At 65.3% G+C, this 22,659-nt stretch carries 19 protein-coding genes and 1 pseudogene; 15 read left to right on the top strand and 5 right to left on the bottom strand.

The features are described 5' to 3' along the window. Positions 1-61: 61 nt before the first annotated feature. The 4 genes from recA to MB901379_RS08660 are packed head-to-tail and all read left to right on the top strand — an operon-like array spanning position 62 to position 3,852. Positions 62-1,114 (top strand): recombinase RecA, encoded by a 1,053-nt coding sequence (recA, locus tag MB901379_RS08645; protein ID WP_158016243.1) that lies wholly within the window; start codon positions 62-64, stop codon positions 1,112-1,114. Next, a complete protein-coding gene (gene recX / locus MB901379_RS08650) occupies positions 1,080-1,601 on the top strand; it encodes a recombination regulator RecX (RefSeq protein WP_158016244.1) in 522 nt (173 codons plus the stop codon). Before recA ends, recX begins: the two co-directional genes overlap by 35 nt. A 53-nt stretch (positions 1,602-1,654) precedes the next feature. Continuing rightward, entirely contained in the window at positions 1,655-3,241 is a 1,587-nt protein-coding gene (gene miaB, locus MB901379_RS08655) for a tRNA (N6-isopentenyl adenosine(37)-C2)-methylthiotransferase MiaB (RefSeq protein ID WP_158019041.1), read from the top strand. After that, complete coding sequence (locus tag MB901379_RS08660) at positions 3,238-3,852, top strand: Rv2732c family membrane protein (protein WP_158016245.1); 615 nt, start codon at positions 3,238-3,240, stop codon at positions 3,850-3,852. The genes miaB and MB901379_RS08660 overlap by 4 nt, the downstream gene beginning before the upstream one ends. On the opposite strand, the gene MB901379_RS08665 is transcribed toward MB901379_RS08660, so the two are convergent. Both MB901379_RS08665 and MB901379_RS08670 read right to left on the bottom strand, forming a co-directional pair. Beyond that, positions 3,849-5,201 carry a DUF349 domain-containing protein gene (locus MB901379_RS08665; protein WP_158016246.1) on the bottom strand — a complete coding sequence of 451 codons (1,353 nt, stop codon included), beginning with the start codon at positions 5,199-5,201 and terminating at the stop codon, positions 3,849-3,851. The genes MB901379_RS08660 and MB901379_RS08665 overlap by 4 nt on opposite strands. 229 nt (positions 5,202-5,430) lie before the next feature. Next, positions 5,431-7,299: a serine/threonine-protein kinase gene (locus MB901379_RS08670; RefSeq protein ID WP_158016247.1), complete on the bottom strand. Its 1,869-nt coding sequence runs from the start codon at positions 7,297-7,299 to the stop codon at positions 5,431-5,433. 452 nt (positions 7,300-7,751) lie between these two features. On the opposite strand from MB901379_RS08670, the gene MB901379_RS08675 reads away from it, so the two are divergent. The 7 genes from MB901379_RS08675 to MB901379_RS08705 all read left to right on the top strand — a co-directional run bounded on the left by MB901379_RS08675 (position 7,752) and on the right by MB901379_RS08705 (position 15,439). Then, on the top strand, positions 7,752-8,654 hold the full coding sequence (locus tag MB901379_RS08675; protein WP_158016248.1) for a DMT family transporter: 903 nt from the start codon (positions 7,752-7,754) through the stop codon (positions 8,652-8,654). 402 nt (positions 8,655-9,056) lie between these two features. Next, on the top strand, positions 9,057-10,037 hold the full coding sequence (locus MB901379_RS08680) for a DMT family transporter (protein ID WP_158016249.1): 981 nt from the start codon (positions 9,057-9,059) through the stop codon (positions 10,035-10,037). Between the two features lie 71 nt (positions 10,038-10,108). Further along, positions 10,109-10,804 carry a class III extradiol ring-cleavage dioxygenase family protein gene (locus MB901379_RS08685; protein WP_158016250.1) on the top strand — a complete coding sequence of 232 codons (696 nt, stop codon included), beginning with the start codon at positions 10,109-10,111 and terminating at the stop codon, positions 10,802-10,804. Continuing rightward, positions 10,801-11,739: a tRNA (adenosine(37)-N6)-dimethylallyltransferase MiaA gene (miaA, locus tag MB901379_RS08690; RefSeq protein WP_158019042.1), complete on the top strand. Its 939-nt coding sequence runs from the start codon at positions 10,801-10,803 to the stop codon at positions 11,737-11,739. The genes MB901379_RS08685 and miaA overlap by 4 nt, the downstream gene beginning before the upstream one ends. A 4-nt stretch (positions 11,740-11,743) precedes the next feature. Next, on the top strand, positions 11,744-12,616 hold the full coding sequence (gene dapF, locus MB901379_RS08695; RefSeq protein WP_158016251.1) for a diaminopimelate epimerase: 873 nt from the start codon (positions 11,744-11,746) through the stop codon (positions 12,614-12,616). Positions 12,617-12,707: 91 nt separating this feature from the next. Continuing rightward, the gene (hflX, locus tag MB901379_RS08700; protein ID WP_158016252.1) at positions 12,708-14,168 is read left to right on the top strand and encodes a GTPase HflX; all 1,461 of its coding nucleotides are present in this window, start codon (positions 12,708-12,710) and stop codon (positions 14,166-14,168) included. A 110-nt stretch (positions 14,169-14,278) separates the two neighbouring features. Continuing rightward, positions 14,279-15,439, top strand: coding sequence for an acyl-CoA dehydrogenase family protein (locus MB901379_RS08705; protein WP_158016253.1), 1,161 nt, complete (start codon positions 14,279-14,281; stop codon positions 15,437-15,439). Between the two features lie 25 nt (positions 15,440-15,464). On the opposite strand, the pseudogene MB901379_RS08710 reads toward MB901379_RS08705, so the two are convergent. Further along, a pseudogene (locus MB901379_RS08710) lies at positions 15,465-16,640 on the bottom strand (TerC/Alx family metal homeostasis membrane protein). Between the two features lie 289 nt (positions 16,641-16,929). Here MB901379_RS08710 and MB901379_RS08720 point away from each other — a divergent pair. Then, the gene (locus MB901379_RS08720; RefSeq protein ID WP_197717876.1) at positions 16,930-19,266 is read left to right on the top strand and encodes an LGFP repeat-containing protein; all 2,337 of its coding nucleotides are present in this window, start codon (positions 16,930-16,932) and stop codon (positions 19,264-19,266) included. 34 nt (positions 19,267-19,300) lie between these two features. On the opposite strand, the gene lexA is transcribed toward MB901379_RS08720, so the two are convergent. Beyond that, positions 19,301-20,014 (bottom strand): transcriptional repressor LexA, encoded by a 714-nt coding sequence (gene lexA / locus MB901379_RS08725; protein ID WP_158016256.1) that lies wholly within the window; start codon positions 20,012-20,014, stop codon positions 19,301-19,303. Positions 20,015-20,320: 306 nt separating this feature from the next. Between lexA and MB901379_RS08730 the strand changes: the two genes are divergently transcribed. The 3 genes from MB901379_RS08730 to MB901379_RS08740 all read left to right on the top strand — a co-directional run bounded on the left by MB901379_RS08730 (position 20,321) and on the right by MB901379_RS08740 (position 21,940). Next, positions 20,321-20,818, top strand: coding sequence for a hypothetical protein (locus tag MB901379_RS08730; RefSeq protein WP_408632372.1), 498 nt, complete (start codon positions 20,321-20,323; stop codon positions 20,816-20,818). 163 nt (positions 20,819-20,981) lie between these two features. Then, entirely contained in the window at positions 20,982-21,446 is a 465-nt protein-coding gene (gene nrdR / locus MB901379_RS08735) for a transcriptional regulator NrdR (protein ID WP_158016258.1), read from the top strand. A gap of 8 nt (positions 21,447-21,454) precedes the next feature. Next, on the top strand, positions 21,455-21,940 hold the full coding sequence (locus MB901379_RS08740) for a peroxynitrite isomerase (RefSeq protein WP_158016259.1): 486 nt from the start codon (positions 21,455-21,457) through the stop codon (positions 21,938-21,940). Between the two features lie 11 nt (positions 21,941-21,951). Here the strand turns inward: MB901379_RS08740 and MB901379_RS08745 are convergent, their stop codons facing one another. Next, positions 21,952-22,638, bottom strand: a complete 687-nt coding sequence (locus MB901379_RS08745; protein WP_158016260.1) for a PhzF family phenazine biosynthesis protein — start codon at positions 22,636-22,638, stop codon at positions 21,952-21,954. Positions 22,639-22,659: the final 21 nt, after the last annotated feature.

Below are 22,659 nucleotides of genomic sequence, written 5' to 3' on the forward strand. Positions count from 1 at the left end.
TCTAGTGTCACGGCCAACCGACCGAGACCGGTCATCGAACACCGACTACAGGAGAGGCACCATGACGCAAGCCCCTGACCGCGAGAAGGCGCTCGAACTGGCAATGGCCCAGATCGAGAAGAGTTACGGCAAAGGCTCGGTGATGCGCCTGGGCGACGAAGTGCGGCAGCCGATCTCGGTCATTCCGACCGGGTCCATCGCACTGGACGTGGCGCTAGGCATCGGCGGTCTGCCGCGAGGCCGGGTGATAGAGATTTACGGCCCGGAATCCTCGGGTAAGACCACCGTGGCACTGCATGCCGTGGCTAACGCCCAGGCCGCTGGGGGTGTCGCGGCGTTCATCGATGCCGAGCATGCGCTGGATCCGGAGTATGCCAAGAAGCTCGGTGTCGACACCGATTCCCTTCTGGTAAGCCAGCCGGACACCGGTGAACAGGCGCTTGAGATCGCCGACATGCTGATCCGCTCGGGTGCGCTGGACATCGTGGTGATCGACTCGGTGGCCGCACTGGTGCCGCGCGCGGAACTTGAAGGCGAGATGGGGGACAGCCATGTCGGTCTGCAGGCTCGGCTGATGAGTCAGGCGTTGCGGAAAATGACTGGTGCATTGAACAACTCGGGAACCACAGCGATCTTCATCAACCAGCTCCGCGAAAAGATCGGGGTGATGTTCGGTTCGCCCGAAACGACGACCGGCGGTAAGGCGCTGAAGTTCTACGCGTCGGTGCGTATGGACGTGCGGCGGATCGAGACGCTCAAGGACGGCACCAATGCGGTGGGTAACCGCACCCGGGTCAAGATCGTCAAGAACAAGGTGTCGCCGCCGTTCAAACAGGCCGAATTCGACATTCTTTATGGCAGAGGTATCAGCAGGGAAGGCTCGCTGATCGATATGGGCGTGGATCAGGGCTTTATCCGCAAGGCCGGTGCCTGGTTCACCTACGAAGGTGAGCAGCTCGGCCAGGGTAAGGAGAACGCCCGCAACTTCCTGCTGGAGAATGCCGATGTGGCTCATGAGATCGAGAAAAAGATCAAGGAAAAGCTCGGTATTGGTGCGGTGGTGACCGACGACCAGTCAAATGACAGCGCCCTGCCCGCCCCCGTCGACTTCTGAGCCGTCTCGCGAAGAGCGGGCGCGGGCGCTGTGCCTGCGCCTGCTCACCGCGCGATCGCGGACCCGGGCCGAGTTGGCCGGCCAGCTGGCGAAACGGGGATATCCCGACGACATCAGCAACCGGGTACTGGATCGGCTGGCCTCGGTCGGTCTGGTGGATGACACCGATTTCGCCGAAAACTGGGTGCAAACCCGGCGGGCAAACTCGGGAAAAAGCAAGCGCGCATTGGCTGCCGAGCTGCACAACAAGGGCGTCGACAACGACGTCATCACCGAGGTGCTGGCCGGGATCGATGCCGGGGCCGAGCGGGCGCGGGCCGAGCAGCTGGTTCGCGCCAGGTTGCGGCGGGAGGCGCTGACCGAGGATGACACGCGAGTGATTCGCAAACTGGTGGCCATGCTGGCCCGGCGCGGCTACGGCCAAACGGTGGCATGCGAGGTCGCCCTCGCCGAGCTGGCCACCGAACGGGAGCGTCGGCGAGTCTAGCTGCTGGTTAATCCGGTGGCACTCGGGCGCCGTACCATGGCCCCGTGACTTCGATGGTGACCGCCAGCGCCCAGGCCGCTGCTGGGGATACTTCGTCGGCCGTGCGCACCTATCAGGTCCGCACCTACGGCTGTCAAATGAATGTCCACGATTCCGAACGGTTGGCCGGACTGCTCGAAGCCGCGGGCTACCAGCGTGCGGCCGAGGGCTCAGCCATCGGAGACGCCGACGTGGTGGTCTTCAACACCTGCGCTGTGCGCGAGAACGCCGACAACAAGCTGTACGGCAACCTCAGTCATTTGGCTCCGCGCAAACGCACGAACCCGAATATGCAGATCGCCGTCGGTGGTTGCCTCGCCCAGAAGGACCGGGACGCGGTGCTGCGCAAGGCCCCGTGGGTGGACGTGGTGTTCGGCACGCACAACCTCGGGTCGCTGCCCACGCTGCTGGACCGGGCGCGGCACAACCGGGTTGCCCAGGTGGAAATCGCCGAAGCGCTGCAGCAATTCCCGTCCTCGCTGCCGAGCGCCCGTGAATCCGCATATGCGGCTTGGGTTTCCATCTCGGTTGGCTGCAACAACACATGTACTTTTTGCATCGTTCCGTCGCTGCGCGGCAAGGAGATCGACCGCAATCCGGCTGACGTGGTGGCCGAAGTCCGGTCTCTGGTGGATGCCGGTGTACTCGAAGTCACTCTGTTGGGTCAAAACGTCAACGCCTACGGGGTCTCGTTCGCCGATCCGGCGTTGCCCCGCAACAAAGGCGCCTTCGCGGAGCTGCTACGGGCCTGCGGAGACATCGACGGCCTGGAGCGCGTGCGCTTCACCTCCCCGCATCCGGCAGAGTTCACCGACGATGTCATTGAGGCGATGGCGCAGACACCCAACATTTGCCCCGCCCTGCACATGCCGCTGCAATCCGGGTCGGACCGGATACTGCGCGCGATGCGGAGGTCCTACCGGGCCGAGCGCTACCTCGGCATCATCGAGAGAGTCCGAGCCGCCATGCCGCATGCGGCCATCACCACCGATTTGATCGTCGGTTTTCCGGGGGAAACCGAGGAGGACTTCGCGGCCACCCTTGACGTGGTGCGCCAGGCCAGGTTCGCGGCCGCGTTCACCTTCCAGTACTCCAAGCGTCCCGGAACACCGGCCGCCGAACTGACAGCGCAGCTGCCGAAATCCGTTGTGCAGGAACGGTATGAGCGGTTGGTTGAGCTACAGGAGCAAATCTCCCTCGACGGCAACCGAGCCCTCGTCGGACAGACCGTCGAGTTGCTGGTCGCCACCGGCGAAGGGCGCAAAGACTCCCGTACATCGCGCATGAGCGGGCGGGCGCGCGACGGACGGCTGGTCCATTTCAGGGCCGAGGATCAGGGTGCCGACCGGCGGGTGCATCCCGGCGACATTATCACCGCGGTGATCACCGACGCCGCCCCGCACCATCTCATCGCCGACGCCGGGATACTGACCCACCGCCGCACTCGCGCGGGTGACGCATACGCGTCCGGGCAGAATGCTCGGGGAGTCGGTTTGGGAATGCCCGGTGTCGGGCGCGCTACCGTTGCCGCCGAAGCGGTCGCGTGCGGCGCGGGATGCGGTATCGGCGGCCCGGTTGACCGGCACGCCCACGCAGAATGAATGGAGAAGCTGAGGTGGCGGATTTCGACGCCTACCGGACCGAAATCGAAGCGGCAGAACGTCGTGTTGCTCGCGAGATAGATCCGGGCGCAAGAGCGCTCGTCGTGGCGATTCTGGTGTTTATTCTGCTGGGATCCTTCATCTTGCCGCACACCGGCGACGTGCGGGGGTGGGACGTGCTGTTCAGCAGCCACGATGCCGCGGCCGCAGCGGTCGCACTGCCCTCGCGGGTCTTCGCCTGGCTGGCGTTGGTGTTCGGCGTCGGTTTGTCGATGCTGGCGCTGCTGACCCGGCGCTGGGCGTTGGCCTGGTTGGCCCTGGCGGGTTCGGCGTTGGCGAGTGGCACCGGACTGTTGGCCGTGTGGTCGCGTCAGACCGTGGCAGCGGGTCATCCCGGGCCCGGGATCGGGCTCATTGTGTCGTGGGTGACGGTGATGTTATTGACGTTTCACTGGGCGCGAGTGGTGTGGCAACGCACCGTAGTGCAACTTGCCGCCGAGGAGCAGCGTCGCCGCCTGGCCGCAGAACAGCAGTCCAAATCGTTGTTGGACACCTTGGGCGACACCGAGGAACCGCGCAACGGAACCGCCGCCGGCAACGGTGATCGCTAGGACCTGCGGGTCAACGCGTCAGCGGCCGCCGCTGCCCACTGGCGCCACTGCTCGGCGTTCGCCCTGGCTTCCTCGGCTTCCTTGACCTTTCCGGCCGCAGCCGCCTTTTCGGCCTGCTGTTCGAACTGCGCAACACGAGCGCGGAACTGCTCCGCGCGGGCCTGCGCCTGCGGATCGGTCCAATCGGCTTCGCCGGCCTCGCGGACCTTCTTCTCTACCGCGCGCAGCCGGCGCTCCAATTCCGCGGAGCGCTCCCGTGGCACTCGGCCGATTGCCTCCCACTTGTCAGCGATCGTGCGCAGCGCGGCTCGGGCGGCGTCGTGATTGGTGGTGTCGAGCTTTTCCGCTTCGGCCAGCAGGGCCTCTTTTGCGACAGCATTGGCGTGCAACTCGGCGTCTCTTTCTGCCGTCGCGGCGTTGCGCGCGGTGAAGAAGGAATCCTGCGCAGCCTTGAACCGACGCCACAAGGCGTCGTCGACGTCCTTGCTCGCTCGCCCCGCCGCCTTCCATTCGGTGAGCAGATTGCGGAATTCGGCGCTGGTGGCGCTCCAGTCCGTCGAATCGGACAACTCTTCCGCCCGCTCGCAGAGCCGTTCTTTGGACTGCCGGACACTCGATCGTTCCCGGTCCAACTCGGCGAAGTGCGATCCGCGGCGCCGGTTAAACGTTTCCCGGGCGGCGGAGTAGCGCTTCCACAGCGCGTCATCGACTTTGCGGTCTAGACCGGTGATGGTCTTCCACTCGTCGAGGATCGCCCGCAGACGGTCGCCGGTGAGCTTCCACTGGGTGGAGTCGGCGGCCAGCTCCTCGGCTTCGGCCGCCAGCGCCTCCTTGCGTGCGGTCTGCGTGGCTCGGTGCTCGTCGCGCTTGGAGCGCTCGGCGGTAGCCACGGCATCGGCGTGCTGCTGAAGGCTGGCCAACCGTCCCGCGAGCGCATCGACATCGCCCAGCACGCATGCCGTCGGCAATGTCTCGGCCAGTGCTATCGCGTTTGCTTTGATCTTGCGAGCATCCCCGCTGCCCGAGGTCAGCCGCTCCTCCAGCAGCGTGATCTCGGTGCTCAGGTCATCGAATCTCCTGCCGAAATGGGCGAACGCGGCCTCGGGATCGCCGGCCTGCCAGGAGCCGACGCTGCGCTCGCCGGCCGCGGTGATCAGCCATACCGTGCCATCATCGTCGACACGTCCGAACTGGTGTGGGTCGCTGTGTGGCGGCGGCACCAACGGATGCACCGTCGGCCGTTGCATCGGACGCGGGCCAGGTCGTGGTCCCGGACGTGGCACGGGCCCCGGGGACGGGCCCGGAACCGATGGGTGCGGATCGTTGCTGCGGGGCTCGTCAGCAGTCATAAGGTCGTCACCTACCCTTTGCACCCTTCCGCACGGTCCGTATCCCGCGCGCCTGCCGCGCGAAGCGACACCTCCGCGGTCGGCAGTTGTCGGTTGGCGGCCCTGCCGCCATCGGGAACTGCCGACCGCTTCCAACAGTATTGAAGCAGCTTGTCAGGCGGTACGCCGCCACCTTACGTCGGTGTTGGTGTTCTGCCCGCCTGCACAGCTTCACAAACCCGGCCGGCTATTACCAGTGCTTTCTCCACCAGCCGAAGAGCTGGTCCAGGTTGGGTCCCTGTGGATCGCCTTGGGCCACGCACATCATCATTTGAGCTTCGTTTGTCCACGCCACGGTCGGGCTGCTGTCCTGAACGGCGCAAAACACTCTTCCGCCGACTTGTGCGTTGTCTGGCCGGTGCCAGTCGGCTGGCGACTTCATCTGGCCCGGACAGTCGACCATGATGTCTGTGCGCAGTAAGCCGTCGAAGTACTGGCGCAGCGTCGCGGTTTCCCCGAACAGTGTGAAAATTGCCCGCGACGGGCCACCGGCGTCGACGTTCTTGTCGCATATCACCCTGGCCAGCCCGTCTTTTGGGGGCAGAAAGGTCCTGCAGGTTCCGGGCGCGTAGCCCAACGGCAGCGAACTAAGCAGCCGCGCCAAAGCGTCCGCCGATACCGCCGACGGCGCGGCGGCCGATGTGGTGGCGGCGCTGGTGGCGGCATTGGGAGCCGACGTCGTCTCGGGTCGCAGGGTCAGCCAGATTCCCCGGGCCGCGAAGACCAGCACCACGACCACCGCTGCGACGGTCAGCAGCGTCCACGGGTTGCGCAGGCGCCCGGCCCACTCGACCCGACCAGGGCTGGACGGCGTCGATGGCGACGCGGGGGCAACGGGGCCGGTCTGTGGCGGCGGCGGCGATTGTGCTGGGGGCGTGCTGGCCACGTTGGGCCATGAGGTGATGTCGGTCGCGAACGATGGGAGGTTCACGTCCGAGGTTGGCGACGATAGCGACGCCGGAGACGACGGAATTGGTGGGGGTGATTGGGGTCCGGAAGCTCTCATGGTCTGGGAGGTCTGGGAGGTCTGGGAGGTCTGGGAGGTCTGGGAGGTCTGGGAGGCTTGGGAGGTCTGGGGTGGGTGGGCCACCGGGGTGGCCGCCGATGGTGGCGAAGTCGAGGGCGTCGCAAAGATCATGCCCGCTTCGGCCGCGGCCTCGGTGTGCAGGCCGCCGGCCTCCTCGCTGCGTTTGAGGATGCGGAACTCCTGGGCTTGGTGGGGCGCGCTGAGCGCCTGGTGCGCGGCCTGGGCCAGCTCACCGGCGCTCGCATAGCGGTCCTCCGGCCGTTTGGCCATTCCGCGCGCGATTACCGCGTCGAAGCTGGCCGGGATCCCGGGTCGCAGCTGGCTCGGGCGCGGAATCGGCGCCATCAGGTGCGCGGTGATCAGCATGCCGGCGCTGTCGGCTCGGTAGGGCGGGGTGCCGGTCAAGCACTCGTGCAACACGCAGGTCAGCGAATAGATATCCGCGCGGTGGGTGACCTCGGCGTCGGAGAATCGCTCCGGGGCCATGTACCGCCAGGTGCCGACCGCGCTGCCGAGCTGCGTCAGTTTCTCGTCGGTGGCCGCGCTGGCGATCCCAAAATCAACCAAATACACGAAGTCGTCCTGGGTGACCAGAATGTTCTCCGGCTTCACATCGCGGTGCATCACCCCGGCCGCGTGCGCGGAGTCTAACGCCGAGGCCACTTGATGCACCAGCGCCACCGCCCACGGCGGTGTCACCGGCCCGAATCGTTCCAGCAGCACCGCCAGGTGGGTGCCCTCGATGAGGCGCATGTCCAAGTACAGTTGCCCATCGATTTCCCCGTAATCGTGGATGGGCACCACGTGTGGTTCTTGCAATCTGCCCGCGTTACGGGCTTCGCGCTGCATCCGCATGCGAAACACGGGATCGTGGCTCAGTGACTCCGACATCAGCTTCAGCGCCACCACCCGCTGACGCACGGTGTCGACGGCCTCATAGACCTCGCCCATTCCGCCGCTACCCAGCTGCCGCTTGAGGTAGTAGGGCCCGAATTGGGTACCTACTCGCGAACCTCGCGGGGAGGCGCTCATCGCCGACTCCTCAGACCAACGGGCAATCGCAGCAAGCCGCACTTGGCGGCCCACCTGCCGACCGCATACCCCGGTGCAGCAACCATGACGCTAATTCCTCACCATTGCGGGCGCACCAAAACTGCGGCATCCGTCCCACAGCTGCAATCGTTCCGTTAGCTGCTGCGCGCGGTCTCGGCCAGCGGCGGGCGAGCTCGGCCGGCAAACATGGAGCGACCGCCGACCTTCCGCATCGCCGCAGTTGAGCGCCGCGGCCGCGGTCCCGAAAGCCTACCGTCGGCGGTCTCCGGTGACCCGCGGCCAGCGGCTCGCCCGAGGCCTGCGCTCGGTACTCATTTATGTGGGATTGCCCAGTTGTGCTGCTTATCCACCGCACAAGGGTCATTATTGAACAACTGCTTAACAGGAGGTTTACCCGACAGCTTCCGAATCGGATCGCTAGGAGGTCACCTATGACAAAGGTCGAGATATCGACCTTGCTCGCACTGGCCGCAGCGTTGCTGGCCGGCATCGGATATGTAGTCCTGCAGCGGTCCGCGCAGCAGGTCACCGACGAAGAGGTCGGTCACTTCACGCTGTTTCATCTATCGCTGCGGCACGCGCAGTGGTGGCTGGGCAGCGCCGCGGCCCTGTCCAGCTTCACCTTGCAGGCCGTCGCCCTAACCATGGGGTCGGTGGTGTTGGTTCAGTCCCTGCAGGCGACCGCACTGCTGTTCGCGTTGCCGATCGATGCCCGGCTGACCAATCACCGCTGTACCCCCAAAGAGTGGATGTGGGCGGTTTTGCTCGCCAGTTCGGTGGCCGTCATCGTGATGGCGGGTGATCCGGCGGCCGGCCATGCGCGAGCCCCGCTCTCGACCTGGGCAGTCGTTGCCGTGGTGATGGTTCCCGCGGTGTTTCTCTGCGTGTTGGGGGCGCGGATGATCGTGGGCGCGCCATCGGCGGTGCTGTTGGCGGTGGCGTCGGCGGCAACGCTGGCGGTCTTCACGGTGCTGACCAAAGGCGTGGTGACCGTGCTGGGTAGTGGGTTTGCGGCGGTGTTTGATACTCCCGAGTTCTATGCGTGGATCATTGTGTTGCCCCTGGGGCTGATGCTTCAGCAATCGTCGTTGCGCGCGGGGGCGCTGACCGCCTCGTTGCCGACGATCATCGTGGCTAGGCCGGTGATTGCTTCAGCACTAGGGATCAGTGTGCTCGACGAGACGTTGCACACCGGTGAATTCGCGTTGTTCGCGCTGGTAGCCGCGGTGGCGGTGGTGGTCGCCGCGACGATAGCCCTGGCCCGCGACGAGGCCGCGATGATGGCGTCGCCGCGCCGCCGTATAGAAGCCACCGGCCAGTTGGCCATGCGCTAGCGCCGGTAACGAATCGATCTTGTTTATCTGCCGGGTCGTGCGATGACCCCTAGTGGCCCGGTAACGTGGCCGGCCAGGCGCTGGGGGGATGCGGCGCCTGGCTAAGGGGGTCGTGCTGGTGTTTTTGGGGTGGAGCGCCACCGGTATCGCGCCGTGGCGGTGGTCGCCACGGCAAGCCGTTTCGTGCGGAAGCGAAGCACATCTGCTGCACAGGTTCTGCATAGGTTCCTAAACGGTTGTCGACGTTAGCTAGGGACAGGCGAGTGTTCGGGTCCGTTCCTAATGACGTGGCTGTAGCCGACCGCAGGGGGTCACCCTGGTTGGAAACGTTTGGGAAACGGGTAGTGGATACCGGATGGACACAGCGCTCCCGGGGGCCGTGCAGCGGCAAGGAGGTTGACCATGACGAACGCGGACATCGCGGTTGTTCTTGCACTACTTGCCGCGTTGGCGTCCGCATTGGGCAACGTAACCCGGCAGCGCTCGGCGCAGGAGATCACCGATCAGGAGGTCGGGCACCTGCGATTGTTCTGGCTTTCACTGCGCGACACTCGGTGGTGGCTGGGAGCCCTCGGGGCGATCGGCAACTATTTGCTGCAGGCGGCAGCTCTGTCGCTGGGATCGGTCGTGCTGGTGTCGGCGCTACAGGTGACGGCGTTGCTTTTCGCGCTGCCGATCTACGCCCGCGTCACCCGACGCAGGGTCACCCGCTGGGAATGGACTTGGGCGGTGCTGCTGGCCGCTTCGCTCGCCGTGGTGGTCATCGTCGGTGATCCGGACGTCGGCGCGTCACGCGGCTCAATCACCACCTGGATCGTGGTGGCCGCGGTGCTTGGTCCGGTGATGTTGTTCTGTGTGCTGGGCGCACGGATCTGGTCGGGCTCAGTGGCCGCGGTGCTGTTGGCGGTGGTCGCCGGTTGCTCGTTGGCCCTGTTCGCGGTGCTGACCAAAGCGGTTGTTGAGGTGGTCCGTGGGGGAGCAGCGGCGCTGTTCAGCGCGCCGGAGTTCTACGCATGGATTGCCGCCGCCTTGGGCGGGATGATCTTCCAACAGTCGTCGTTCCGGGCCGGTGCGTTGACCGCCTCGTTGCCCACCGTGGTGGTCGCCAAACCACTGATCGGTGCGGTGCTCGGCATCGTGCTGCTTGGTGAGACATTGGACACCAGCGGCCCCGGGCTTGTTGTGGTGGCCATCGGTGTGGTGTTAGTGCTCGTTGCGACGATAGCGCTGGCCCGCGGCGAGGCCGAGAAGGTGTCCGAGGAGGCGGCCGAGAGCGGCCGCATTCCGGTAGTAAAGCCTGGGTCTGGGGTGCCGTTGCGGTTCCGGTCGGTTGACGACGACGCCCGAACGGACCGATTACGCAGGGCGGGCCAGTCGGTCTGACCTGATGAGTGCGCGCGATCCCACCAGACCGGTGTGCTCGGGCTGCGCGGGTAGACACTACGTTTGGTGGCGTGTTGAGCGCCATCGCGATCGTCCCGTCGGCGCCGGTGCTTGTTCCCCAACTCGCCGGACGTGCCGCTGCTGAACTGGCCGACCTCGGGTCGGCGGTGATCGCGGCGGCGGACTTGTTGCCGTCACGGTGGGTCGCCGTCGGGGTGGGAAGCGTCGAGGCGGTGGTCGATTCCAATGCCGTCGGCACGTTCGCGGGCTTCGGTGCAGACGTGCGGGTTCGGCTGGCGCCGTCGGGCGCAGATCGGTGCGAGGTTCCGGCCGATGTGCCCCTCTGCGCCCTGGTAGCGGCCTGGGTGCGGGGCCAGGCCGCGCCGGAGGCCACTGCACGGGTACGTGTCTACGCCGACGATCTGGATCCTGCGGTCGCGCTGGCCAGGGGCAAGCACTTGCGCGCGGAGATCGACCGGCTGCCCGATCCGATCGGTGTGCTGGTAGTCGCCGACGGCGTCAACACGCTGACACCCGGCGCACCCGGCGGGTATGACCCCACAGGAGCCGATGCACAGCTGCGCCTGGCCGACGCGCTGGCGGCCGGTGATGCGCCGGCGTTGGCTCGGTTACCCGCACGGATCCTTGGCCGCGTCGCCTTTCAGGTGCTTGCGGGTCTGGTCGAAGCTGGACCGCGTTCGGCAAAGGAGCTCTACCGTGGGGCACCCTATGGCGTGGGCTATTTTGTGGGCGTTTGGCAGCCATGAGGCCACTGGCGATTATCGGCCCGACGGGCACCGGGAAATCGCAAGTGGCGATCGAGGTGGTGGAGCGGCTTGCCGGCGAGGTAGGCGCGGAAATCGTGAATGCCGATGCGATGCAGCTCTACCGGGGCATGGACATCGGGACCGCGAAACTGCCCGTCGCGCAGCGCCGGGGTATTCCGCACCATCAACTCGACGTCCTTGACGTCACCCAGACGGCGACGGTGGCCCGCTTTCAGCAGTGCGCCGCCGTTGACATCGAGGCGATCGCGGCCCGCGGGGCGGTACCGCTGGTGGTGGGCGGTTCGATGCTTTACGTTCAGTCGCTGCTGGATGACTGGTCGTTTCCGGGCACCGATCCAGCCGTGCGCGCCAGCTGGGAACGGCGCCTCGCCGAGGTCGGGGTGGGTGAACTGCACGCCGAGTTGGCTCGCCGCGACCCGGCCGCCGCCGCCACGATCCTGCCCACCGACGGCAGGCGCACTGTGCGTGCACTCGAAGTCATCGAACTCACCGGGCGTCCCTTCGCCGCTTCCGCGCCGCGCATCGGCACCGCTCGGTGGGGCACGGTTATCGTCGGATTAGATTGTGAGACAACGGTTCTCGATGAAAGGCTGGCACGGCGAACCGATGGGATGTTCGACCGGGGCCTGGTTGATGAAGTGCGCGAATTGCTGCGTCTGGGCCTGCGGGATGGGGCTACCGCGGTGCGTGCGCTGGGTTATGCCCAGGTGATCGCGGCACTCGACGCCGGCGGGAGCGCCGAGCTGCTGAGCGACGCGCACGAGCGCACCTACCTGGGTACCCGTCGCTACGCGCGACGACAGCGGTCCTGGTTCCGTCGGGACCACCGGGTGCACTGGCTCGATGTGGGAGCGGCAGACGGCATCGCCCGTACCGTCCGTGACGCACTGCGAGTGTGGCGGGACGTAACCTGATTTGGTGATCTTCGCCAAGGGCCACGGCACCCAGAACGACTTTGTGCTGCTGCCCGACGTCGATGCCCAGGTGATGCTGTCGGCTGCTCAGGTCGCCGCGCTCTGCGATCGTCGCCAGGGACTGGGCGCCGACGGCGTGCTGCGGGTCACCACGGCGCGCGCGGCCCTGGCCGCCGGTGTGCTCGATCGTCTGCCCGACGGCGTCAGCGCGGACGACTGGTACATGGACTACCGCAACGCGGACGGCTCGACCGCGCAGATGTGCGGCAACGGTGTACGGGTGTTTGCCCACTACCTGCATGCCAGCGGTCTGGAACGTCGTCGCGAATTCGTTGTCGGGTCACTGGCCGGCCCCCGGCCGGTCACCGTGCACCAGATGGATCAGACCAACGCCGAGGTCACGGTCGACATGGGCAAGGCCAACACGCTGGGCGTGGGGGAGGCCGTGATCGGCGGCCAGCGGTTTGCCGGCGTGGCCGTTGACGTCGGCAACCCCCACCTGGCGTGCCTGGACCCGCAGCTGACGCCGGCAGCGCTGGCCGCACTGGATATCGGTGCGCCGGTCGATTTCGACCACGGGCGGTTCCCCGAAGGTGTCAACGTCGAAGTGCTCACGGCTCCGTCCGGTGGCGTGGTCTGGATGCGCGTGCATGAACGTGGGGTGGGGGAAACCCGCTCATGCGGCACCGGCACGGTCGCTGCCGTCGTCGCCGCGTTGGCCGGCGAGGGCGCCGCCACTGGCACGCTCATTGTGCGTGTGCCCGGCGGCGAGGTCGAGGTCAGCATCACCAACGCGACCAGCCTGCTGCGCGGACCGTCGGTGCTGGTGGCCCGCGGCGAACTCAGCGAGGAATGGTGGCGGGCGCAACAACGTTAATTCGGATGCATGTCGACGCTTGGGCGTGCACTATTGCTAATTGCCTATGAACGCTAATTGCCTACGACCGCTAATTGACTGCTAATCGCCTATGACAAATCCTGAAGTTCCCGACCCGACGGTGTCAGTGCCCAGCACCGGCGAGCTCGCTCTTGAAGACCGATCCGCATTGCGCCGGGTCGCCGGGCTGTCGACCGAGCTGGCCGACGTTACCGAGGTCGAGTATCGGCAGCTGCGGCTGGAACGGGTGGTCCTGGTGGGCGTGTGGACCGAAGGCAGCGCCGCGGACAACCAGGCCAGCCTGGCCGAGTTGGCTGCACTGGCCGAGACCGCCGGCTCCCAGGTGCTCGAGGGGCTCATTCAGCGCCGAGACCGGCCCGACCCGTCGACCTACATCGGCGCTGGTAAGGCGCGCGAACTGCGCGATGTCGTGGTGGCGACAGGTGCCGACACCGTCATCTGTGACGGTGAACTGTCGCCGGCCCAGCTGACCGCCCTGGAGAAGGCCGTCAAGGTCAAGGTTATCGACCGAACCGCGCTCATCCTCGACATCTTCGCCCAGCATGCGACCAGCCGTGAGGGTAAGGCTCAGGTGTCGTTGGCTCAGATGGAGTACATGCTGCCGCGGCTGCGCGGCTGGGGTGAATCGATGTCGCGGCAGGCCGGCGGTCGGGCCGGCGGCAGCGGCGGTGGGGTGGGCCTGCGGGGCCCCGGCGAAACCAAGATCGAGACCGACCGGCGCCGCATCCGGGAACGGATGGCAAAGCTACGGCGCGAGATCCGGGCAATGAAACAGGTCCGCGACACCCAGCGCAGCCGGCGCCTGCACAGTGACGTACCGTCGATCGCCATCGTCGGTTACACCAACGCCGGCAAATCCAGCCTGCTCAACGCGTTAACCGGGGCGGGAGTGCTGGTTGAGGACGCGTTGTTCGCAACCTTGGAACCGACCACCCGGCGCGCGGAGTTGGACGCCGACGCGATGGGAGCCCGGCCCTTCCTGCTCACCGACACCGTCGGCTTTGTCCGGCACCTGCCCACCCAGCTGGTGGAGGCATTTCGGTCCACGCTGGAAGAGGTGGTCGAAGCCGACCTGCTGTTGCACGTCATCGACGGGTCGGACCTCAATCCGCTGGCTCAGATCAATGCGGTGCGCCAGGTGATCTCTGAGGTGATGGCCGACCACGGCGCTGATGAACCCGGCGCGCCCGCAGAGCTGCTGGTGGTGAACAAGGTCGACGCCGCCGGCGATCTGGCACTGGCCAAGCTGCGGCACGCGCTGCCCGGCGCGGTATTCGTCTCCGCGCGCACCGGCGACGGCATCGGCGCGCTGCGGCGGCGAATGGCGGAGCTGGTGGCTCCCACCGACACCGCGGTAGACGTGATGATTCCATATGACCGCGGCGACTTGGCGGCCCGCGTGCACGCCGACGGACGAGTCCGGCACGCAGAACACACGCCCGAGGGCACCCGGATCCAAGCCAGGGTGCCCAGCGCGTTGGCTGCTAGCCTGCGCGATTTCGCTACCTCATCCACGACACCGCGCACGTAACGCCTGCCCAGATCGCGCCGTGGCGTGCGATTAGCCCCCGCGGCAGCTGCCTACCAACCGTATGGTTGGTATACCGTGGGCAGCACAGTACTCTTCGCTGGAGGTCAGCCATGGGCAGCACCATCAAGTACGAGCGCACTCTGTTCGAACCCGAGCATGATTTGTTTCGCGAGTCCTACCGCAGTTTTTTGGACCGCCACGTGGCGCCGTATCACGAGGAGTGGGAAAAAGCCAAGATCGTCGACCGCGGGGTGTGGCTCGAGGCCGGCAAACAGGGATTCCTCGGCATGGCGGTGCCCGAGGAATACGGGGGCGGCGGTGACTCGGACTTCCGCTACAACACGATCATCACCGAGGAGACGACCACCGGACGTTATAGCGGCATCGGCTTTGGCCTGCACAACGACATCGTGGCACCGTATCTGCTGTCGCTGGCGAACGAGGAGCAGAAGCAGCGCTGGTTGCCCAAATTTTGTACCGGGGAGCTGATTACGGCGATCGCGATGACCGAGCCGGGTACCGGGAGTGACCTGCAAGGTATCAAGACCCGTGCGGTCAAACACGGTGACCACTATTTACTGAACGGGTCAAAAACGTTCATCACCAACGGAATCAACTCAGACCTTGTGATAGTGGTGGCGCAGACCGATCCGGAGAAGGGCGCGCAAGGTTTTTCGCTGCTCGTGGTGGAACGCGGTATGGCGGGATTCGAACGCGGCCGCCACCTGGACAAGATCGGATTGGATGCGCAGGATACTGCCGAATTGTCGTTCACTGATGTGCAGGTTCCGGTCGAGAACCTGCTGGGTGAAGAGGGCATGGGATTCATCTACTTGATGCAGAACCTGCCGCAGGAACGCATCTCGATCGCGATCATGGCCGCCGCGGGCATGGAGGCCGTGTTGGCGCAGACGCTGCAATACACCAAGGAACGCAAGGCATTTGGTAGGTCGATCGGAAGTTTTCAGAACAGCCGCTTCGTGCTGGCGGAGCTGGCGACCGAGGCCACCGTGGTACGCATCATGGTCGACGAATTCATCGCGTTGCATCTCGAAGGAAAGCTGACCGCGGAGCAGGCTGCGATGGCCAAGTGGTATGCCACCGAAAAGCAGGTCTCCTTGAACGACCGCTGTTTGCAGCTGCACGGTGGATACGGGTACATGCGCGAATACCCGGTCGCTCGAGCCTATCTCGATTCGCGAGTACAGACGATTTACGGTGGCACGACCGAAATCATGAAAGAGATCATCGGTCGCGCCCTGGGGGTTTAGCCGGCGCGGTGGGAGCTGGTGGGGTTCACGGTTTCCCGATGTGCGCAGCGTGGGCCCTGCGTAGCAGCACGGTCAGCTCGTCTTCCTCGGATTGTGTGCGTTGTTTGGTTGCGAGCGCCTCGATCTCACGTTCAGCGGCCAGCAGTTCGCCTAAAATTTTCGCGCGCTCGGCCGGATCCGCTTCGTAATGCAGGTCGAGGTACTCCAGAGCATGCCGGCGTGCCCGGGCAATGGCGTTTTCCCTACGTCCACGCGCCGAGAACAGGGAGACCACGGTTGTGATCAACACGACGCCCACGATCACCAGCAACGACATCGTGGTGCTGATTTCCACGATTTCCACCGGTTTGCCACCATTGATCAATGGAACAATGTTGTGGTGCAATGCTTCCAGCATCAGTTTCACGCCGATGAAGCCGAGAATCGCTGCCAGCCAGTAGGACGGGTAGGGCAGCCGATACAGCAGATTGTCAATCAAGAAGTACAGCTGGCGCAGGCCCAACAGCGAAAACGCGGGTGCCGCGAACACCAGGTAGGCGTCTTGGGTCAGGCCGAACAGCGCTGGCATGGAATCGAATGCGAACAGGACGACACTGGCCCCGACGGCGATCATGACGAGCAGGAGCGGCGTCATGACCCGCGTTTCCGTTGTCCACGATGAACAATCGGTCGCCGTGGTAGTTCTGTGAGGTTCGCAAAACCGGTTGGCCAGCCGGATGGTGAGGTTGTCGGTGTTACGGCCTTCTGCTTCTGCGGGTTTGGCGAGTTGCCGGCCATCACCAGCAGGGCCAGGCCGAATACGCAGAACGCGGCGTTGAAGTTTCGATCAGCGCCGTACCGAGGAGGATGGATCCGCTACGCGCTACGAGCGCAAAGGCGATGCCGAACAACAGCACCTTCTGCTGGGCTACTCGCGGAACCCCAAAGCTGCTGATGAGCACCAGAAAGACAAACAGGTTGTCGACGGACAGGGCATCGTTGCTCAAGTAGCCCGCGAAGTACTCCATGCCCTTGTCGACATTGGTGAACACCACCACCCCGATGCCGAAAACGATGGCAATCCTGACATAGAGCGCGTACCAGCGTGCGCGCCTCGCGCAGCGTTCACGTGCGCATGGCGGACGTGAAAGACGTAGTCGAAGAGCACGACGGCCACGATCAAGACGATCGTGAGAGCCCAGATGAGTTCGGAAACACCCATATCAGCTGGGTTTCTCCTCGCGGCGTCAGTAGGGTTAGGCTCTTCGGCACGGTAACTTAACCACAGTGTGGGCTGCAGTTCGCTTCCTCGCGAAACGGGCTCGGCCTGGCATCATTTCGACATCGGCTGGGTATCCGTTTTCGCAATATTTGCGAATTGGCTTCGCATATGTCATTCGCTAGAGCAAAGTAATGCGAGCCCGGCAACGATGCGGATCGAAGCTGGGGACGGCCCACAGTGGGAGATCCACCAGCTCGCGGGGCGGGCAGGGCATCGGCTGGGAGGCTTGGTGAACGGGCAGAGAGGTCAATTGAGCAGGCTGGTCGGGCGTGCGTTGCTCAGCTTGGCAGCTTCGGCGCTGGCAGTGGGACTGTTGGCGCCCACCGCGTCGGCGTCGCCGATAGGCGACGCCGAGGCGGCGATGATGGACGCGTGGGAGAAGGCCGGCGGGGACACGTCAACGCTGGGCGCCAGGAAGGGTGACGTCTACCCGGTCGGCGACGGGTTCGCGTTGGACTTCGATAGCGGCAAGATGTTTTTCACCCCGGAGACGGGGGCCAAGTTCATGTATGGCCCGATACTGGCCAAATATGAGGAACTGGGCGGCCCAGCGAGCAGCGATCTGGGTTTTCCGACGATCAACGAAGTTCCCGGCCTTGCCGGACCCGACAGTCGGGTGAGCACATTCTCCGCCAGCGACAACCCGGTGATTTTCTGGACGCCCGACCACGGGGCATTCGTCGTGCGCGGGGCGATCAACGCGGCGTGGGACAAGTTGGGTAGCTCGGGCGGTGTTCTGGGCGCCCCGGTAGGGGGCGAAACCTACGACGGCGAGGTCACGTCGCAAAAGTTCACCGGCGGTGAGGTGTCCTGGAACAGGCAGTCTAAGGAGTTCACCACCACCCCGGCGGTGTTGGCCGATCAGCTCAATGGGCTGCAGGTAGCGATCGACCCCGCCGCGGCCATCAACATGGCCTGGCGCGCCGCCGGTGGCGCCGCCGGCCCGCTGGGCGCGAAGAAGGGCGGCCAGTACCCGATTGGCGGCGACGGTATCGCCCAGGATTTCGAGGGTGGGAAGGTGTTCTTCAGCCCGGCCACCGGCGCCAACGCCGTCGAGGGCGAGATTCTGGCGAAATACGAGTCATTGGGTGGCCCGGTCGGCAGCGATCTGGGTTTCCCGATCGCCAACGAGTCCGACGGCGGCATCGAACCCGCGAGCCGGATCGCTACCTTCGCGGCGGCCGACAAGCCGGTGATCTTCTGGACTCCCGACCATGGTGCTTTCGTCGTGCGCGGTGCCATGAAGGCCGCGTGGGACAAGCTCAAGGGTGCGACCGGCAAGTTGGGAGCACCGGTCGCCGACCAGTCCGTTGACGGCGACGTGGTGTCGCAGAAGTTCACCGGCGGCACGATCTCGTGGAACCGCGCGAGCAACGCCTACAGCACCGATCCGGCCAACCTCGCTCCCTTGTTGTCCGGCCTACAGGTGTCCGGGCAGAACCAGCCCAGCACGTCGGCGGCGCCGCCACACGGTAAGAAGTTCACCTGGCATTGGTGGTGGCTGGTGGCCGTGATCCCGGTGCTGTTGTTGGTGGTGCTGCTCGTGGTGGTGGTGTTCGGCCTGCGGCGACGGCGCGGCGGTCAAGAGCCCGTCGCATACGACCATGGGGATCACGGGGACCACGAGGACCATGGGGACCACGAGGACCTCGGCTATGACACCGCTGATCGCCGCTGGCCGCACGACGAGATCGATTTCGGCACCGAACACTTCCCTCCCGACGACCGTCAGCAGCCGGAATATGCCGCGCCCGATGCGGGCCTGGCGTCGCGGGTCAGCTGGCCGCGCGGCGCGGGATTCACCGCCCCTGACGATGACTTCGGCCCGGACAGCGGGGCATACGCTGGCGATCTGCTGGCCGGCTCCGATGAGGACTTCGAACCGGAATTCGAACAATTTGAACGCGAGGACGAAGACCCCGATGCGGTAGACACCACGCCGACGCCCGTCGTGACGCCGGCCGATCTCCTGGAAGCCCCGCTTCCCGAGGCCGTTGCGCCTGAGGCCGCGGCCACGGAAGCATTCGATGTTCCAGAAACCTATCGTCCGGTTGTGCCCGAAACCGCGGTTCCCGAAATTGCGGTCGCGGAAAGCGAGGTTCGGGAGACTTCCGTTCCGGATCTCACGTTCCCCGATGTATACCCGGATGACTACCCGGCGAGCGTGGACCCCGCCGAGGAACTCCAGCCCGAGGCGGACGATCGATCGGAAGCGGATACGGCGACTCACCCGCCGCGAATTGGGCGCCATGCCGCCGCCGAGCCGGAAGACTATGAGTCCGACGAGGTGTCCGTGTCAGGGGCGGAAGGGGCCCCCAGGGTGACGGCGGAAGCGGCTTCCGCGCCGCCCGTTGCGGTGGGGCAAGAGCAGGCAGCACGGCCGACGATCCACATGCCGCTTGACCACGACCCGTACCAGGCGCCGGATGGATATCCGATCAAGGCCAGTGCCCGCTTTGGCCTGTACTACACGCCCAGCAGCGCGCTGTACTACGACACGCTCGCCGAAATTTGGTTCACCAGCGAAGAGGCCGCCCAGGCCAACGGTTTCATCAAGGCGGACTAGGCGGCATGCCGCCCACGGCGTGGGGTCATCGGCGCTATATCTTGCGGATCACCGTCACGACCTTGCCGAGCACCACTGCGTCATTGCCCGGGATCGGATCGAAGGCCGGGTTGTGCGGCATCAGCCATACCTGACCACCGGCGCGTTTGAAGGTCTTCACGGTGGCTTCTCCGTCGATCATTGCCGCCACGATGTCGCCATTGTCGGCGACATTCTGCTGGCGCACGACGACCCAGTCGCCGTCGCAGATCGCGGCCTCGACCATGGAATCGCCGACGACCTTGAGCAGAAACAGCGTGCCCTCGCCGACGAGCTCACGGGGTAGCGGGAACACGTCTTCGACGGCTTCCTCGGCGAGGATCGGGCCGCCGGCCGCGATACGTCCAAGCACCGGGACGAAGGTGGGCTCGGGCAGGGCGTCGGAGCCGGCGATTTCGGTGACCGGCGCGCCTGTCGCGGCGTCGTCGGCTCCCCGCACGTCGACAGCTCGCGGACGATTCGGATCGCGGCGCAAATAGCCCTTGCGTTCGAGCGTGCGCAATTGGTGAGCCACCGAGGACGTCGACGTCAAGCCGACGGCATCGCCGATCTCCCGGATGCTTGGCGGGTATCCACGGGTGGTGACCGAGGCGCGGATGACATTGAGGATGGTGCGCTGTCGCTCGGTAAGGGTCGGGTCCAGGGGATGCGATCGTTCGGCCGCGCCGGCGGCGCCGCCGCCGACCAGGGTGTCGTTGCTGTCGCTCATGGCACTGAATGTAGCGGCATGTCCCTTGAGAATCAAACATGTGTTCGACCAGTGTGTCGCGCAGCCGGCTCCGCCCGCCGGAAGCGTCTGAGCTCTCGAATTACAAAGGTGTAACTCTGTGGATGCTCGGGTATGCCGAGGCGTATGGCAGCGGGTTGCCGACCGCGGATCTTGTCGGTGGCTTGGTCTAGCGTTTTGCTCGCGCGACACGCTTCGATCAAATGTTCGGTAATCGAACAGATGGGCGAGTATGGTGTCGAACACACGAGCGACAAACCGCCAGCCGGAGGAGCGAAGATGACCGTCATGCAGGCACCGCTAGATTCGCCAGTTTCGCTAGTCTCGCCGCGCACCCGTTGCGCGCGGAGGCCGATCCGGGAGCCGCTTGCGGCCCGCAGCGGGCCGGCCTACCCGAGACGGCGGCCGGTGCCGGCCCGGCCGGTTGGCGCACCGCTGCACTACCGGGGCACCGGCGTGACGATGTCACTGGTTGGGCATCGCAAACGCCCGGTCAGCGCGGCGACGACGGTCGGCCTGGCCCTGGCGGCCTCGATGATTACCCTCTGGCTAGGTTTGATGGCGCAGTTCGGCGATATGTTCAACGGAGCAACCGGCGATTCGTCCGCAGATGTGCCCGACCGTCTTGCCGTCGTGCGGGTGGAGGCCGGGGAATCGTTGCAGGACGTGGCGGCTCGGGTGGCACCGGACGCTCCGGTTCGTCAGGTGGTCGAACGTATCCGCGAACTCAATGCCCTGGTTTCGACGCCGGCCGCCGGGCAGACGCTGATCGCCCCGATCGGCTGACAGGCTCATGGGTTACGGCGAAAATCGCTCCGCGGCAATGTTTTGCGGTTTCCGAGGTGTCGAGCGCGCGTGGATGGTGACGGCATTGGCAGTGCGAGGCGGCGCGCAGGTACTCTCGGAGAGGTCTGCGATATCCGGATATCAGGACGGCGAAGGAGCTTTTATGCACTGTCCGTTCTGTCGGCATCCCGATTCCCGGGTGATTGACTCGCGTGAAACCGATGAAGGCCAAGCCATTCGGCGGCGCCGGTCCTGCCCCGAGTGCGGGCGACGATTCACCACCGTGGAGACTGCGGTCTTGGCCGTGGTCAAGCGTAGCGGCGTCTCAGAGCCGTTCAGTCGGGAAAAGGTCATCAGCGGGGTGCGCCGGGCGTGTCAGGGGCGACAGGTCGACGACGATGCACTCAACGTGCTCGCTCAGCAGGTTGAGGACACCGTTCGCGCCGCGGGTTCGCCGGAGGTCCCGAGTCACGAGGTGGGTCTGGCAATACTGGGGCCGCTGCGTGAACTCGACGAGGTGGCCTACCTACGGTTCGCGTCGGTGTATCGGTCCTTTTCGTCGGCCGAGGACTTCGAGCGTGAGATCGAGACGCTGCGCGCGCACCGCCAGGTGCCGACCTCGAGCTGACCGGCTCCATGCCTTCCGACCTGCATCCTGATCTCACGGTGTTGGCGCCGCTGTTGGGTACCTGGGCGGGATCGGGCGTGGGGGAGTACCCGACGATTCAGCCGTTCGAGTACCTCGAAGAGGTCGTGTTTTCCCATGTCGGCAAGCCTTTTCTAGCATACGGGCAAAAAACCCGGTCGGTCGCCGATGGGAAGCCGTTGCACGCCGAGACCGGCTATCTTCGCGTGCCGCGTCCCGGTCGCGTCGAGTTGGTGCTTGCCCATCCGAGCGGCATCACCGAAATCGAGGTGGGCACCTATTCGGTGAGTCGGGGCGTCATCGAAATCGAGTTGGTCACAACGACGGTCGGCTTGACCCCCACCGCGAAAGAGGTAGCCGCGCTGAGTCGTTCCTTCCGCATCGCCGGCGACGAGCTCTCGTATTCGTTGCGAATGGGAGCTGTCGGACAACCCCTGCAGCACCACCTCTCCGCTGCCTTACGCCGAATGGCGTGACCATCCAGCAATCAGTTGTCTTGTGTCACACCGTCTTTGACCACCCGTCCAGTAACCGCGACCCAGCCTTCGGGGCTCCAGGTGGTTTGCAGCACAGATCCCTTGCCCTGGGTGATGGTGAGGTCGCGGCTGAGGTAGTCGGTAATTCGCATTGCGGCAGAACCGGTCGCCTCGTCTTCCGAGACTCCCAGATTTGCGACAAACACCCGGGCTCGAAGCGACCCGGCGGATTCGTCGATCCAGGTCCACAGGTAATACGCGGCGTCGTCGGAATAGTCCGAGGGGCTAGCGGCCGCCAGCGCATCGAGTGAGTCGAGCTCACAGATCGCGAATTCGGGCGCCCACTCCGCGCGGGCGCTGATCGTGGTGTGGTCGTCCGCATAGCTCACCTGTACCAGACCGGCCGGCACCTGCAGGGTGTTGATCGGCAGTCCCTGTTCGCGCAACCACCAGGACACGCCTACGGTCGGATGGCCGGCGAACGGGATGTCGGTGCGGGGTGTGTAGATGGTGGCGTGCGCGGTGTGTGCGCCGGCACTGGGGAGATCGACGAATATGGTTTCGCTATAGCCCAATTGGGTTGCCAGGTGCTGGCGATCTCGCGGCTCGACCTGGCTGGCATCAACCACGCCCAGTGGATTGCCGAAGTTTCCGTTTGAATCGGTGAAAACCCGCAACACCGTGACCTCGATGCCCATGGCCCGACTGTACGACGCCGG

The sequence above is a fragment of the Mycobacterium basiliense genome (genome assembly GCF_900292015.1).
Classification (GTDB): domain Bacteria; phylum Actinomycetota; class Actinomycetes; order Mycobacteriales; family Mycobacteriaceae; genus Mycobacterium; species Mycobacterium basiliense.

Excerpts from the sequence above, each read along its gene's own strand:
- recA (WP_158016243.1), top strand. The coding sequence starts at position 62 with ATGACGCAAGCCCCTGACCGCGAGAAGGCGCTCGAACTGGCAATGGCC.
- recX (WP_158016244.1), top strand. The coding sequence starts at position 1,080 with ATGACAGCGCCCTGCCCGCCCCCGTCGACTTCTGAGCCGTCTCGCGAA.
- miaB (WP_158019041.1), top strand. The coding sequence starts at position 1,655 with ATGGTGACCGCCAGCGCCCAGGCCGCTGCTGGGGATACTTCGTCGGCC.
- MB901379_RS08660 (WP_158016245.1), top strand. The coding sequence starts at position 3,238 with ATGAATGGAGAAGCTGAGGTGGCGGATTTCGACGCCTACCGGACCGAA.
- MB901379_RS08665 (WP_158016246.1), bottom strand. The coding sequence starts at position 5,201 with ATGACTGCTGACGAGCCCCGCAGCAACGATCCGCACCCATCGGTTCCG.
- MB901379_RS08670 (WP_158016247.1), bottom strand. The coding sequence starts at position 7,299 with ATGAGCGCCTCCCCGCGAGGTTCGCGAGTAGGTACCCAATTCGGGCCC.
- MB901379_RS08675 (WP_158016248.1), top strand. The coding sequence starts at position 7,752 with ATGACAAAGGTCGAGATATCGACCTTGCTCGCACTGGCCGCAGCGTTG.
- MB901379_RS08680 (WP_158016249.1), top strand. The coding sequence starts at position 9,057 with ATGACGAACGCGGACATCGCGGTTGTTCTTGCACTACTTGCCGCGTTG.
- miaA (WP_158019042.1), top strand. The coding sequence starts at position 10,801 with ATGAGGCCACTGGCGATTATCGGCCCGACGGGCACCGGGAAATCGCAA.
- hflX (WP_158016252.1), top strand. The coding sequence starts at position 12,708 with ATGACAAATCCTGAAGTTCCCGACCCGACGGTGTCAGTGCCCAGCACC.
- MB901379_RS08705 (WP_158016253.1), top strand. The coding sequence starts at position 14,279 with ATGGGCAGCACCATCAAGTACGAGCGCACTCTGTTCGAACCCGAGCAT.
- lexA (WP_158016256.1), bottom strand. The coding sequence starts at position 20,014 with ATGAGCGACAGCAACGACACCCTGGTCGGCGGCGGCGCCGCCGGCGCG.
- MB901379_RS08730 (WP_408632372.1), top strand. The coding sequence starts at position 20,321 with ATGCAGGCACCGCTAGATTCGCCAGTTTCGCTAGTCTCGCCGCGCACC.
- nrdR (WP_158016258.1), top strand. The coding sequence starts at position 20,982 with ATGCACTGTCCGTTCTGTCGGCATCCCGATTCCCGGGTGATTGACTCG.
- MB901379_RS08740 (WP_158016259.1), top strand. The coding sequence starts at position 21,455 with ATGCCTTCCGACCTGCATCCTGATCTCACGGTGTTGGCGCCGCTGTTG.
- MB901379_RS08745 (WP_158016260.1), bottom strand. The coding sequence starts at position 22,638 with ATGGGCATCGAGGTCACGGTGTTGCGGGTTTTCACCGATTCAAACGGA.